Genomic DNA, 13230 nt, shown 5'->3' with positions numbered 1-13230 from the left:
CAACCTGGAGTTCGTAGCGCCTGTTCTGCGATCCGGCTATTTTGGGCGCATTGGAAGATCGTTTTTGAAGCATCGATTTCTGAGCCGCCGAGAGGTCGCCCCCGAGCCGACGCGCGGACCCGCCGGGGCAAGCCCCGGGGCGGTTATCGAAAGGACATTTCGCCATGCGCCCGGTTCGGGAAGCGCCGATGAGGTACGATGTCGAGTTGCGCGAGAAATGCGTGCTCTGTCTCGTGCTCGTCTCCACGGCGGCTGTGCTCGCCTTCTGTCTCGCAAGCACGATGTCAGGCCTCGCCGCCGCGTTCCAGCGCGCCGTCTCGTTCTGATGCGGGGCGCGACCGCGCGCCGCCGCCCTAAGCTGATCGAGAAAAGGCCCGGCTAGGCCGTCCAACCGCCGGTCGCGGAGCCGGACCGCTATTCCCGCACCACGGGATGCGGGCGATCTCCGCCGCGCGCGCGTTCCTCGCGCCAGCGTCCGTCCGCGTCCTGGTAGGAAATCACCGCCGGCTCGCCCGGCGCGCGCTGCTCCTGGGCGGCCAGATGGGCCGCTTCGATGGCCTGCTCGCGGCTGGCGAAAGTTTCGGAATAGGCCCCGCCCAAGCTGTAGGCCCAGCCCCCATCGTGGGGCACGATTTCATAGACGACGTCCGACATGCGGCTCCCCCGGGGTGCGAAGGTCTCGGGAACGTCAACGAAGCCGCGCCCGGCGCGTTCCGGGCCCGGCTTCTGGACTCATCCAACGGCTGCGGGCTCCGTCCACCCGTCGCCCGGCGGCGCAGCGGAAGCGGAACCGCATCCTTGACCGGCCGCCCACGATCGCGCCTCGGCGCGGCAGCATGAAAACTACCACGAAACGCCCCGCGCGGCGTCATTCCTACGCGTGTTCGCAAGCTCCGCCAACTTCGGGCTCAGGGACGTTGTGCCAGCCAGATGACGTGCCGGCGGCCGGACCGGCCCCGGTGCGCCTTGACGGCGACCTCCTCGACCGAAAATCCCGCCTGGCGCAGCCGGCGCGTGAAGCCGTCGTCCGGGTCGGCGGACCAGACCGCCAGAATGCCGCCCGGCCGCAAGGCCGCCCGCGCGGCGGCCAGCCCCGCAGCATTGTAGAGCGCGTCGTTCTGCGGCCTCGTCAGGCCGTCCGGCCCGTTGTCGACATCCAGCAGGATGGCGTCGAACGCGGCCGTGCCGCTCGCGATGACGGCGGCGACGTCCTGCTCGCGCACGCTCACGCGCGGATCGTCGAGGCTGCCCGCGAACAGCTCCGCCATCGGCCCGCGCGCCCACGCCACCACCTCGGGCAGGAGTTCCGCCACGACCAAAGCGGCGTCGGCTGGCGCGCAAGCCAGGGCCGCGCGCAGCGTGAAGCCCATGCCGAGCCCGCCGATCAGCAGGCGCGCGCGCTTGCGGCCGGCGAGCCTGTCGCACGTGAGCGTCGCCAGCGCCTCCTCGGAGCCGCTGAGCCGGCTGTTCATCAGCTCGTTGGCGCCGAGCCGGATCGAGAACTCCGCCCCGCGCCGGAACAGCCGCAATTCGCCGCCGCCGGGGATCGGCGCGGTGTCGAGGTGAACCCAGGGGATCACCCGCTCAGCCCTCCGCCGGGCAGAAGGCGGCCTGCAGCACCTCGATGACGCGGATCACCTTGTCGTCGGCCAGCCCGTACCAGACCGTCTGTCCCTCGCGGCGGGTCTTGACGAGCCCGTCCTTGCGCAGAAGGGCGAGGTGCTGCGAGGCGACGCTCTGCCGCACGCCGAGCGCCTCGGCCAGTTCGCCGACCGAGGCCTCCCCGCCCACGATCATGCACAGCAGGCGCAGCCGCACGGGGCTGGCGAGCGACTTCAGGAATTCGCTGGCCTCGTCGGCGGCGGCGCTGAGCCTGGCGGGATCGATTTGCGGTTGCATCGCCATGCTTTGGCGCATTTCCGAGCCGGATTCAAACGCTTCGAGAGAGCCGGGTCAGTCCCCCTCGTCCGGGATGTTGAGCAACGTGCCGCACGCCTTGCAGTGGACGGCGTCGGGCTCATGGCGCTGGAGCCCGCACGCCGGGCAAGGATAGCGGACCTTGGCAGGACGAAACAGCACCTGCGCGAGACGCAGGAACAGGGTGACGCCGCAGATCATGATGACCACCGAGATCATCCGTCCGGTGGTGCCCGGCAACGTGATGTCGCCGAAGCCGGTCGTCGTCAGCGCCGTCACGGTGAAATAGAGAGCGTCGGCGTAGTTCGCGATGCTCGGATTGGTCCAGTGCTGCGTCTGGAACACCACCGCCGTCATGATGAAGATGAACACGCCGAGGTTGACCGCGGCGATGATCACCTCCTCGTAGCGGCGGAAGAACTCGCTGTCCGTCCGCAGCCGCGCCAGCGTCCGGTACGAGTGCAGCAGGCGCAAGGTCCGCAGCACGCGCAGGAACCCCGCCCCCTCCCCGACGATGGGCGCGAGGAACGAGATCACCGCGACATAATCCACGAGCGTCAGAGGCGTCAGCGCCTCGCGCCACGGGCGCGGGCTCGCCGCGATCCGGCCCACGACCTCCGCCAGCAACGCCACGCCGAACACCACGTCGAGCACTTCTATCCAGCCGGCCGGCGGCAGGAAGGACGTGACGACGATGAACAGCACCGTGACGATATCGAGGGCCAGCAGCCCGTAGCGGAACCGCTGGGCGTCCTCGCTGCGTCCCCAATAAAGACGATGCAGCTCGACGGCCGCCCTTTGGCGCAGCGTGCGGCCTTTCATGGCCCCACCTCGCGCGCCGCCCCGGCCAGCCGCTCTTCTAACAGCCGCCACGCCTCGTCTCCGCCCGGCAGGCCGAAGCGCAGCCAGTGCGGTCGCGCGGCGAACGGCCGCGTCAGCACGCCCTGGCGGCCAAGCGCCTCGAAAAGGGCGAACGCGCGCGAGTGCGAAGCCAGCCGGAACAACGGCGTGCCGCCGACGATGGCGAGCCCCGCCCGCTCCAGCAGCCCATCGAGCCGCGCCACGTCCCCGGCCAGCCGCCGCGCCGTCGCGGCGAGCCAGTCGCGGTCCGCCAGCGCCCGCGCGCCAATCTCCAGCGCCGGGCCGGACACCGCCCAGGGTCCGAGCGCGGCGCGCAGCCGGCTCCCCAAAGGCTCGCGGGCGACAGCGAAGCCGAGCCGCAGGCCGGCCAGCCCGTAGGTCTTGCCGAAAGAGCGCAGCACCACCGCGCCCGGCGGCAGTTGCGGCGCGAGGTTCGCCACCCCCGGCGCGATGTCGGCGAAGGCCTCGTCGACCACCAGCAGCCCGCCGCGTGCGCCGAGCGCGCCGGCCAGCACGGCCAGGTCGCCCGCCCCGACGACGCGCCCGTCGGGGTTGTTGGGAGTGACGATCACCGCCGCGTCGGCGTCGATCAGATCCTCGACCCGCTCGACGGTCGCGACCTCCGCGCCGGCGGCGCGCCAGGCGGCGGCGTGCTCGCCATAGGTGAAGCCGAGGATCGCGACGCGTCGCGCGGCGTGGACGCGCGGCAGGATCTGGATCAGGGCCTGGGTGCCAGGCGCGGCGACGACGAGGCCCGCGTCCGGCGCGCCATAGGCCGAGGCCGCCGCCGCCTCCAGACGGCGCACCGCGTCGGCGTCCGGCAGGCGGGTCCAGGCGCTTTCGGCAAGCTCGCCAACGGGATACGGGACGGCGTTGATTCCGGTCGAGAGGTCCAGCCACGGCTCCGGCGCCCCCGGGAAGCGCCGCCGCGCTTCCGCCAGGTCGCCGCCGTGGTAAAGCAGGCTGTCGCCCGCGAGAGTCGTCACAGTCACCGTGCCCATGCCCCCGGATACCACCGTCGTCCTGGCGCTCGCGGCCGCGCTGATCGAGGCCGCGTTCGGCTATCCTCCCGCCCTATACCGCGCCATCGGCCACCCGGTCACCTGGATGGGCGCGCTGGTGGGATGGCTCGACCGGGCGTTGAACCGCGAGACGATGGATTTCTCGGCGCGCCGCGCGGCCGGCGTGCTGGCGCTCGCGCTCCTGCTCGGCGTCACGGGACTCGTGGCGTTCGCGATCCAGTGGGCGCTCGCCGTCGGCGCGGCGGGCCTCATCGCCCTCGCTGTCGTCGCCGCCAGCCTGCCGGCGCAGCGCAGCCTCGACGAGCATGTCCGCGCCGTCGCCGACGCCCTCGGCCAGGGCCTGCAAGAGGGCCGCCGCGCCGTGTCCATGATCGTCGGCCGCAACACGGCGGTGCTCGACGAGGCGGGCGTTTCGCGCGCCGCCATTGAAAGCCTGGCGGAGAACTTCGCCGACGGCGTCGTCGCGCCTGTGTTCTGGACGGCGGTTCTCGGCCTGCCCGGCGGCGCGCTGTACAAGGCCGCCAACACCGCCGACAGCATGATCGGCCACCGTTCGCCGCGCCATCTGGCGTTCGGCTGGGCGGCGGCGCGCATCGACGACCTGATAAACCTTCCGGCTTCCCGGCTCGCCGCGGTGTGGATTGTGCTGGCGGCGACCGTCACGCCGGACGCCTCGCCGCGCGACGCGCTCCGGGCGGTGTTTCGCGATGCGCGACGCCACCGATCGCCCAACGCCGGGTGGCCCGAGGCCGCCATGGCCGGCGCGCTCGGCCTCAGCCTCGCCGGGCCGCGCATCTATGGCGACGCGCGGGTGGAGGACGCCTTCATGGGCGACGGGCGACGCGACGCCAACGCGGCGGACATCGCCCGCGCTTTGCGCCTCTATCGGGCCGCCTGCGTCTTCCAGCTGGGGGCGCTGGCTGCCGTGGCGCTCGCGCTCGCCGCTCTCTGAAGTTCAGCCGGCCAGACCGAGCAGCCGGTCGAGGTCGACGTGAGTCTCCAGATGCGCGGCCAGCGCGTCGAGCGTCGCCTCCACCTGGGCTTCGTAGGCGAAGGCGGACGGCTCCGCCCCCATCCAGCGCAGCCACGCGGCCCGCTGCCGGTCGTCGTTGAACAGGCCGTGGACGTAGACGCCGCGCACGCGCCCGTCGGCCGAGGACGCGCCGTCCTCCCGCCCGTCGGCGAAGCGCAGCACCGGGCGGGCGCGGTCGGGACCGCGCGTCTCGCCGACGTGCATCTCGTAGCCCGCGAACGGCGCGCCTTCGGCGAGGTCCGCGCCCGAGACCTCCTCCAGCCGCTTGGCCGAGGTCAGCAGCGTCTCCACCCGCAGATGGCCGAGCCCGGCGCAGGCCCCGGCCGGGCCCTCGATGCCGTGCGGGTCGTCGATGCGCTCGCCCAGCATCTGGTAGCCGCCGCACAGGCCGAGCACTCGTCCCCCGCGCCGCACATGGGCGGCGATGTCGATGTCCCAGCCGGCCTCGCGCAGCGCCGCGAGGTCGGCGATCGTGGCCTTCGAGCCGGGCAGGATCACCACGTCGGCGTCGCCCGGGATCGGCTCGCCCCGGCGCAGCATCAGCAGGCTGACGCCGGGCTCGGCCTTGAGCGGATCGAGGTCGTCGAAATTGGAGATGCGCGGCAGCAGCGGCACGACCACGCGCACCGGGGCGTCGGCGGCGCGCTCGCGTCGGTCCAGAGCCACCGCGTCCTCGGCCGGCAGGTGGGCGGCGGGCGCGAAGAACGGCACCAGCCCGAGCCCCGGCCAGCCCGTGCGCTCCTCGATCAGCCGCATGCCGGCCTCGAACAGCGTCGGATCGCCCCGGAAACGGTTGACGATGAAGCCGCGCACCATCGCCGCGTCGTCGGGGTCGAGCACCGCCCGCGTGCCGACGATCTGCGCGATGACGCCGCCCCGGTCGATGTCGCCGAGCAGCACCACCGGCGTGCCGGAGGCGCGGGCGAAGCCCATGTTGGCGATGTCGTTGGCGCGCAAATTGACCTCGGCGGCGCTGCCCGCCCCTTCCACCAGCACGAGGTCCGCCAGCCCGCGCAGCAGGCCGAAGCTCTCCAGCACGGCGTCCATCAGGCGCGGCTTCCAGGCCTGGTACTCGCGCGCCTTGGCGTTGCCCTGCACCCGCCCCTGCACCACGACCTGCGAGCCGATCTCGCTCTGAGGCTTCAGCAGCACCGGGTTCATGTGGACGCTGGGGGCGACGCCGCAGGCGCGCGCCTGCAGCGCCTGGGCGCGGCCGATCTCCCCGCCGTCGGCGGTGACGGCGGCGTTGTTGGACATGTTCTGCGGCTTGAACGGGCGCACCGCCAGCCCGCGCCGCGCGAAGGCGCGGCACAGCCCGGCGACGATCAGCGACTTGCCGACGTCCGACCCCGTGCCCTGGACCATCAGGGCCCTGGCGCGCCGCCCGGACATCAGAACTCCACGCCCTGCTGCGCCTTCACGCCAGCGGCGAAGTGGTGCTTCACCAGCGTCATCTCGGTGACGAGGTCGGCCGCCTCGATCAGCTCGGGCTTGGCGTTGCGCCCGGTGACGACGACGTGCAGGCCCGGCCGGCGGGCCTTCAGCGCCGCGACCACCTCGTCGAGCGGCAGGTAGTCGTAGCGCAGCGCGATGTTGAGCTCGTCGAGCACGAGGAGGCGGATGGCCGGATCGTCCATCAGTTCGCGGGCCTTGGCCCACGCCGCCTGGGCCGCCGCGACGTCGCGGGCGCGGTCCTGCGTCTCCCAGGTGAAGCCCTCGCCCATCGTGTGCCAGCGCACGAGGTCCGGGAACCGCTCGAGCGCGCGGCGCTCGCCGGTCTGCCACGCGCCCTTGATGAACTGCACCACGCCGACCGGCCAGTCATAGCCGAGCGCGCGCAGGATCAGCCCGAACGCCGCCGTCGACTTCCCCTTGCCGGGGCCGGTGTGGACCATCAGCAGGCCCTTCTCGGCGATGGTCTTGCCCGCCACCTCGGCGTCCTGCACGGCCTTGCGCTTGGCCATCTTCTCCTTGTGGCGGCGTTCGATGTCGGTGTCGCTGGGCTCGGGCATGGGTCACTTCACGGTGAGGGGGAGGCCGGCGACCATGAAGAGCACGCGCCCGGCCCGCGCCGCAAGCGCCTGGTGCAGCCGCCCCACCTCGTCGCGGAAACGCCGCGCCAGCGCGTTCTCGGGTACGATGCCCAGGCCCACCTCGCTGGACACCAGCACGACGGGCGCGCCGGCGCGCTCCAGCGCGCGCGCCAGTTCGTCGGCGGCGGAGGCCGTGTCGCGTTCGGCCAGCAGCAGGTTGGTGAGCCACAGCGTCAGGCAGTCGACCAGCACCGGCCGGCCGGCCGCGGCGTCGAGCGCGGCGGGCAGGTCCAGCGGCGCCTCGACCGTCTCCCACCCCTCGCCGCGCCGCGCGCGGTGCAGCGCGATGCGCTCGCGCATCTCGTCGTCGAAGGCCTGCGCCGTCGCGACATAGAGCCAGGGCGGCGGCAGCGCGGCCACCAGCGACTCGGCGTGGCGGCTCTTGCCCGAGCGCGCGCCGCCGAGCACGAGCGTGAGGCGCGGGAGTGGATCCATGGTCCCCGATCGGTTCGATTGACTTGAACGGACGGCCACGTCTATCACTGAACCGGACGTCGGTCCCTCGTCTTCGAGGGTGAAGAGGGAATGCGGTGCGCCGGCGACGGCAAATCCGCGGCTGCCCCCGCAACTGTGAGCGGGTAGTCTCGCGCAAGCACGCCACTGGGCCACGGCCCGGGAAGGCCGCGCGAGACGCCGATCCGCGAGCCAGGAGACCTGCCGCGTCCATGACCGAGGCTTCGGGCGGGGTGCCCCGAGGTGTCCGGCGCCGGCCGCGAGGGCCGGTCTGGATGGCGGAGCGTTCCGCCCCGAGTGCGCCCCCATTCGCCGCGTCAGGCGGCCGAAGGGTGACATGGGCAACGCCGCCGACCCGACCTCGACCCGCACCACGATCCACGTGTGCGTCACCTGCAAGCGCGCCGACGAGGCGGACCGCCCGCGCGAGGATTGCGCCGGGGCGCGCCTCCACCGCGCCGTCGCTGCGCTCGCCGCTGAAACGTCAGCCCCCGTCGACATCGTGCCCGTCGAGTGCCTGAGCGTGTGCCGGCGCCCGGTGACGTTCGGCTTCGCCGCGCCGGGGAAGTGGACCTATGTCTACGCCGACGCCGACCCCGATGCCGGGGCCGAGACGATCCTGAACGGCGCCGCGCTCTACGCCGCCGCCCCCGACGGGCTGATTCCGTGGCGGCAGCGCCCGGACGCGCTCAAGAAGGGCGTCATCTCCCGCGTGCCGCCGCTCGCTCCCGCAATTCCATCCCCGTCGCTTCCGGAGGCCGCCGAATGACCGTGTCCACCCCCGCCAGGGCTCCCCTGGAGAAGACCCCCGTCACCATCGTCACCGGCTTCCTCGGGGCGGGCAAGACGACGCTGATCCGCCACATCCTGGAGAACGCCGGCGGACGCCGCCTCGCGCTCATCATCAACGAGTTCGGCGACGTCGGGGTCGACGGCGAGATCCTCAAGAGCTGCGGCGTCGAGAGCTGCCCGGAGGACAACATCGTCGAGCTGGCCAACGGGTGCCTGTGCTGCACCGTGGCGGACGACTTCATCCCCGCCATCGAGGCGCTGCTGTCGCGGCCGGCGCGGCCCGACCACATCATCGTCGAGACCTCCGGGCTCGCTCTGCCGAAGCCCCTGGTCAAGGCGTTCGACTGGCCGCCGATCCGCTCGCGCCTGACCGTCGACGGCGTGCTGGCGGTCGTCGACGCCGCCGCCGTCGCCGACGGCCGCTTCGCCGACGATCCGGAGCGCCTCGCCGCCCAGCGCGAGGAGGACGCGGCGGTCGACCACGACAACCCGCTGGAGGAGGTCTACGAGGACCAGTTGCTGTGCGCGGACCTCGTCATCCTCAACAAGGCCGACCTCGTGGACGCCGACGCCCTGTCGCGCGTCGCCGGCGACATCCGCCAGGCCATTCCGCGCGCCGTGAAGGTAGTCGAGGCGCGCGAGGGCAAGGTCGACGCATCCGTCATGCTCGGCATCCAGGCGGCCGCCGAGGACGACCTCGGCCAGCGCCCCTCGCACCACGACGCCGAGGAGGGCCACGACCACGACGACTTCGACAGCTTCGTCGTCGACCTGCCGCCGGTGGCGGACCCTGCCGCTCTGGTCGCCCGCCTCGCCGAGGTGGCGGCCGCGCACGACGTGCTGCGCATGAAGGGCTTCGTGGAGGTGACGGGGAAGCCGATGCGCCTGCTCGTGCAGGGCGTCGGCCAGCGCTTCCGCCAGCAATACGACCGCGCCTGGCCGCAGGGCGAGCCGCGCCGGGGCCGGCTGGTGGTGATCGGCGAAAAGGGCCTCGACCGCGCCGCCATCGAAGCCGCTCTCGCCGCCTGACCGGACGGGGACGATGCACCTTCTCAGGACGGAGACGCTGTCGCTCGACCAGGCCGCCCAGGCGGTCGACCTCGGGCAGTCTCCGGCCGAGATCGTGTTCCTGTCCTTCACCGACAGCGACCTCGCGGCGTTCGCCGCCGCGTGGGAAGACGCCGGGCCCGACGCGCCGAGCCTGCGCGTCGCCAACCTCGCGCAGTTGCGCCACCCCTACTCCGTCGACCTCTACGTCGCCAACGTGGCCGCCCGCGCCCGCTTCGTGCTGGTGCGCCTGCTCGGCGGCAAGGATTATTGGCCCTACGGGGTGGAGGAGCTGTCCGCCGCCGCGCGCCGCGAGGGGTTCCATCTCGCCGTGGTGCCCGGGGACCACATGGCCGACGCGCGCCTCGACGCCGCCTCGACGCTGCCGGAAGAGGATCTTCGCCGGCTGTGGGGCTGGTTCCACGAGGGCGGCCCGGACAATCTGCGCCAGTGCCTCGCCTTTTTGGCCGACCGGCTCGGCCGTCGCCGCGCCTGGCGCGAGCCCGTCGCCGTGCCCGCCTTCGGCCTCGCCGAGGCGTTCCGCCGCGCGGCCGCTCCGGATGCCCCGCGCGCGCTGGTGGTGTTCTACCGCTCCGTGCTGATGGCCGCCGACACCGCGCCCGTCGCGGCGCTGGCCGACGCGCTGTCGGCCCGCGGCTTCGCGGTGGACGCGGCGCACGTGTCGAGCCTGAAGGACCCCGAGGCCGCCGGCGCGCTCTCCGCCTTCCTCGCCCGTCGTCGGCCCGACGTCATCCTCAACACCACCGCCTTCTCCGGCCGCGCCGGCGACGCGCCCGGCGTGCTCGACGAGGCCGACGCTCCTGTCATCCAGGCCATTCTGGCCGGCGCGCGGGAGGAAGCGTGGCGGGTCAGCGCGCGCGGCCTTGCCGCCGCCGACCTCGCCATGAACGTCGTGCTGCCGGAACTCGACGGCCGCATCGTCGGACGCGCCATCTCCTTCAAGGCCGAGGCCCCGCGCAGCGCGGAGCTGGAGGCGACGCTGCTGCGCCACCGCCCCGCGCCGTCGCGCGTCGCCGCCGTCGCCGACCTCGCCGCCGCCTGGGCGCGCCTGCGCCGCACGCCGGCGGCAGGCCGCCGGATCGCCTGCGTGCTGTCCGACTATCCGGCCAAGGGCGGGCGCACAGGCTACGCCGTCGGCCTCGACACGACGGAGAGCGTGAAGGCCATCGCCGCCGACCTGCGCGACGCGGGCTACGACGTCGGCGACCTGCCCGTCGACCTGATGCGCGCGCTGGAGACCGGCGAGCCCGCCGGCGCGCTCGCCCTCGACGCCTATGCGGCGCTGTTCGACGAATTGCCGTCCGCCTTCCGCGCCTCCGTGCTGGGGGCCTGGGGCGCGCCCGGCGAGGACGACGCGCTGCGGGACGGCGCGTTCCGCTTCCGGATCGCGCGGGCCGGCCGGCTCGTCGTCGCGCTGCAGCCGGATCGCGGCCGGCGCGACAGCCGCAAGGGCGACTATCACGACGTCAACCTGCCGCCCCGCCACGCCTACGTGGCGTTCTATTTGTGGCTTCGGCGGGTGGAGGCCATCCACGCGCTCGTTCATTGCGGCACGCACGGCACGCTGGAATGGCTGCCGGGCAAGGCCGTGGCGCTGGACGAGAGCTGCGCGCCCGAGGCGGTGCTCGGCCCGACGCCGGTCGTCTATCCCTTCATCGTCAACAATCCCGGCGAGGCGGCGCAGGCCAAGCGGCGCATCGCGGCCGTGACGGTCGGCCATCTCAGCCCGCCGCTGGTCGCCGCCGGCCAGCATGGCGGGGCGGCCGAAGTCGAGGCGCTGTTCGACGAATACGCCGCCGCGTCCGAGTTGGACCCCGGCCGCGCCCGGCTGCTGGCGCGCGCCATCCTCGACCGCGCGACGGAGACGGGGCTTTCCGGCGAAGCCAGCCTCGCGGCCGGCGACGATCCTGAGACAGCGTTGCAGAAACTCGACGCATGGCTCTGCGATCTCAAGGAGATGAGGATCGGCGACGGCCTCCATATCTTCGGCCGCGCGGCCGCGGCGGAGGCGCGCGAGCGCGCGCTGGACGCCTGGGCGGAGAGCGACGCGGCGACCCGGGCCGAGGCGGCGCGGGCGCTCGACGCCTGCCCCGCGGCCGAGCGCGACGGCCTTTTGGCCGCGCTCGACGGGCGCTTCGTGCCGCCGGGGCCCGCCGGCGCGCCGTTGCGCGGGCGCGTCGACGTGCTGCCCACCGGCCGCAATCTCTACACCGTCGACCCGCGCGCCGTACCGACCCGGACGGCGTGGGAGATCGGCCGCCGCGCCGCCGACGAGGTGCTGACGCGGCATGTGCAGGACCACGGCGACTGGCCGCGCCGCCTCGTCATCGACCTGTGGGGCAGCGCGACGATGCGCACCGGCGGCGACGACCTCGCGCAGGCGCTGGCGCTGATCGGCGCGCGCCCCGTCTGGGACCACGCCAGCACGCGCGTCTCGGGTTTCGAGATCCTACCCTGCGCCAGCCTCGGGCGGCCCCGCGTCGACGTGGCGCTGCACGTCTCGGGCCTGTTCCGCGACGTGTTTCCCGGCGCCATCGCGCTGTTCGACGAGGCGGCGCGGGCCGTCGCGGCATTGGACGAGGATGACGGCGAGAACCCGCTGGCTGAGGCGCGCCGCGCCAGTCCGGAGCGCGCCTTCCGGGTGTTCGGAGCCGCGCCGGGGGCCTACGGGGCCGGGCTCTCCGGCCCTCTCGCCAGCGGCGCGTGGGAGAACCGGGCCGATCTCGGCGAAGCCTATCTGGCCGCCGGCGCGCATGCCTACGGCAAGGACGCCGAGGGCGTCGCGGCGCGCGAGCAGTTCGACGCCGTGGTCGCCGGCGCGGACGCCTATGTCCATGCGCGCGACCTCGAGGGCCAGGACGCGCTGGACGCCGATGCGCTCGCCCACCACACCGGCGGTTTCGCCGCCGCCGCCGCGCGCCTCGGGGCCTCGCCGGCCCTCTACCACGCCGACACGAGCCGGGCCGGGCGCGTCGTGGCGCGCACCGCGCGCGAGGAGGTCGCCCGCGCGCTGCGCGGCCGGGCCGCCAATCCGCGCTGGATCGCCGGGCAGATGCGGCACGGCCACCGGGGCGCGGCCGAGATCGCGGAGAGCGTCGACAATCTGTTTGCCTGGGCGGCGCTGGCGGACGCGGTCGACGACCGCCAGTTCGACCTGATGTTCGACGCGACGTGCGGCGACGAGGCGGTGCGCGCCTTCCTGGGCGAGGCCAACCCGCGGGCGGCTTGCGCCATCGCGAGCCGCTTCGACGAGGCGATCCGGCGCGGGCTGTGGCGCTGCCGGCGCAACTCCGTGCCCGCCACGCTGTCCGCCATGATGGAGATGGAGCCATGACCGCCGCCGAACGCGCGCTCGCGCTGCGCAAGGGCTGGTGCCCCGGCGCGCTGCGCCCGATGCTGACGGGCGACGGCTGGCTGGTGCGCGTGCGGATCACCGCCGGAATCGTGCCGGCCTCCCTCGCTCGCGCCGTCGCGTCCTGCGCCCGAACCTACGGCAACAGGCTCGTCGACCTCAGCGCGCGCGCCAACCTCCAGCTGCGCGGCGTCACCGACGCGACGCTCGGGCCGCTGACGGAGCGGCTGCGCGAGCTCGACGTGCTCGACGACGACGAGGCGGGCGAGGCGCGCCGCAACGTCATCGCCAGCCCGCTGGCCGGGATCGCCCCCGATGCGCTGATCGACATCCGCCCCCTCGTCGCGGCGCTGGAACGCGCGCTCGTGGCGGCTGAAACGCTCGACGGCCTGCCGCCCAAGTTCGGTTTCCTCGTCGACGATGGCGGCAGCCCCGGCCTGGACGACGTGGCCTGCGACGTCCGCTTCGAAGCCGCGCTGGGCGGGAGCGGCGAAGTCGGCTTCCGGGTGCGCCTGGGCGGCGACGCGGCGAGCGGCGTGCCGGCCGGGTTCTGCACGCCGGCCGGCCTTCCCGACGCCGCCGCGCGGATCGCCGCCGCCTTCCTGGCCCTGCGCGGGACCGGCCCCGACGCGGCGGGCC

Annotated in this window: 14 protein-coding genes and 1 riboswitch; of the genes, 6 read left to right on the top strand and 8 right to left on the bottom strand. The window is 73.7% G+C overall.

The genetic code is table 11. The features are described from left to right. Nucleotides 1–188: 188 nt before the first annotated feature. Entirely contained in the window at nucleotides 189–326 is a 138-nt protein-coding gene (locus NK718_RS20285; RefSeq protein ID WP_254746123.1) for a hypothetical protein, read from the top strand. An 88-nt stretch (nucleotides 327–414) separates the two neighbouring features. Here NK718_RS20285 and NK718_RS20280 read toward each other — a convergent pair whose 3' ends face one another. From NK718_RS20280 to cobD, 5 genes are all read right to left on the bottom strand, one after another. Continuing rightward, nucleotides 415–654: a DUF2188 domain-containing protein gene (locus NK718_RS20280; RefSeq protein ID WP_254746120.1), complete on the bottom strand. Its 240-nt coding sequence runs from the start codon at nucleotides 652–654 to the stop codon at nucleotides 415–417. A 254-nt stretch (nucleotides 655–908) separates the two neighbouring features. Continuing rightward, nucleotides 909–1580, bottom strand: a complete 672-nt coding sequence (locus tag NK718_RS20275; RefSeq protein ID WP_254746118.1) for a spermidine synthase family protein — start codon at nucleotides 1578–1580, stop codon at nucleotides 909–911. Nucleotides 1581–1584: 4 nt separating this feature from the next. Further along, complete coding sequence (locus NK718_RS20270) at nucleotides 1585–1905, bottom strand: ArsR/SmtB family transcription factor (protein WP_254746116.1); 321 nt, start codon at nucleotides 1903–1905, stop codon at nucleotides 1585–1587. A 48-nt stretch (nucleotides 1906–1953) separates the two neighbouring features. Further along, entirely contained in the window at nucleotides 1954–2739 is a 786-nt protein-coding gene (locus tag NK718_RS20265) for a potassium channel family protein (protein WP_254746114.1), read from the bottom strand. Next, nucleotides 2736–3779 (bottom strand): threonine-phosphate decarboxylase CobD, encoded by a 1044-nt coding sequence (gene cobD / locus NK718_RS20260; RefSeq protein ID WP_254746112.1) that lies wholly within the window; start codon nucleotides 3777–3779, stop codon nucleotides 2736–2738. The genes NK718_RS20265 and cobD overlap by 4 nt, the downstream gene beginning before the upstream one ends. On the opposite strand from cobD, the gene cbiB reads away from it, so the two are divergent. Beyond that, a complete protein-coding gene (gene cbiB, locus NK718_RS20255; RefSeq protein ID WP_254746110.1) occupies nucleotides 3778–4752 on the top strand; it encodes an adenosylcobinamide-phosphate synthase CbiB in 975 nt (324 codons plus the stop codon). The two genes, cobD and cbiB, sit on opposite strands and share 2 nt — an antisense overlap. A gap of 3 nt (nucleotides 4753–4755) precedes the next feature. On the opposite strand, the gene NK718_RS20250 is transcribed toward cbiB, so the two are convergent. The 3 genes from NK718_RS20250 to cobU are packed head-to-tail and all read right to left on the bottom strand — an operon-like array spanning nucleotide 4756 to nucleotide 7361. Further along, on the bottom strand, nucleotides 4756–6198 hold the full coding sequence (locus tag NK718_RS20250; protein WP_254746190.1) for a cobyric acid synthase: 1443 nt from the start codon (nucleotides 6196–6198) through the stop codon (nucleotides 4756–4758). 26 nt (nucleotides 6199–6224) lie between these two features. After that, on the bottom strand, nucleotides 6225–6845 hold the full coding sequence (cobO, locus tag NK718_RS20245; protein WP_254746108.1) for a cob(I)yrinic acid a,c-diamide adenosyltransferase: 621 nt from the start codon (nucleotides 6843–6845) through the stop codon (nucleotides 6225–6227). A 3-nt stretch (nucleotides 6846–6848) separates the two neighbouring features. Further along, the gene (cobU, locus tag NK718_RS20240) at nucleotides 6849–7361 is read right to left on the bottom strand and encodes a bifunctional adenosylcobinamide kinase/adenosylcobinamide-phosphate guanylyltransferase (protein ID WP_254746106.1); all 513 of its coding nucleotides are present in this window, start codon (nucleotides 7359–7361) and stop codon (nucleotides 6849–6851) included. Between the two features lie 42 nt (nucleotides 7362–7403). Then, a riboswitch (cobalamin riboswitch) is annotated at nucleotides 7404–7602 on the top strand. Between the two features lie 114 nt (nucleotides 7603–7716). Here cobU and NK718_RS20235 point away from each other — a divergent pair. The 4 genes from NK718_RS20235 to NK718_RS20220 all read left to right on the top strand — a co-directional run. Further along, a complete protein-coding gene (locus tag NK718_RS20235) occupies nucleotides 7717–8148 on the top strand; it encodes a DUF1636 family protein (protein WP_254746104.1) in 432 nt (143 codons plus the stop codon). After that, the gene (cobW, locus tag NK718_RS20230; RefSeq protein WP_254746102.1) at nucleotides 8145–9200 is read left to right on the top strand and encodes a cobalamin biosynthesis protein CobW; all 1056 of its coding nucleotides are present in this window, start codon (nucleotides 8145–8147) and stop codon (nucleotides 9198–9200) included. The genes NK718_RS20235 and cobW overlap by 4 nt, the downstream gene beginning before the upstream one ends. Before the next feature lie 13 nt (nucleotides 9201–9213). Beyond that, the gene (gene cobN, locus NK718_RS20225) at nucleotides 9214–12573 is read left to right on the top strand and encodes a cobaltochelatase subunit CobN (RefSeq protein WP_254746100.1); all 3360 of its coding nucleotides are present in this window, start codon (nucleotides 9214–9216) and stop codon (nucleotides 12571–12573) included. Then, nucleotides 12570–13230: ferredoxin-like domain-containing protein (locus NK718_RS20220; RefSeq protein ID WP_503827000.1), on the top strand; the 661-nt coding region annotated here is incomplete at its 3' end. The genes cobN and NK718_RS20220, both read left to right, overlap by 4 nt.

This window comes from Alsobacter ponti (assembly GCF_024294805.1).
In the GTDB taxonomy this organism is placed as follows: Bacteria; Pseudomonadota; Alphaproteobacteria; order Rhizobiales; family Beijerinckiaceae; genus Alsobacter; species Alsobacter ponti.
This window is presented reverse-complemented; position numbering and strand designations above follow the sequence as displayed.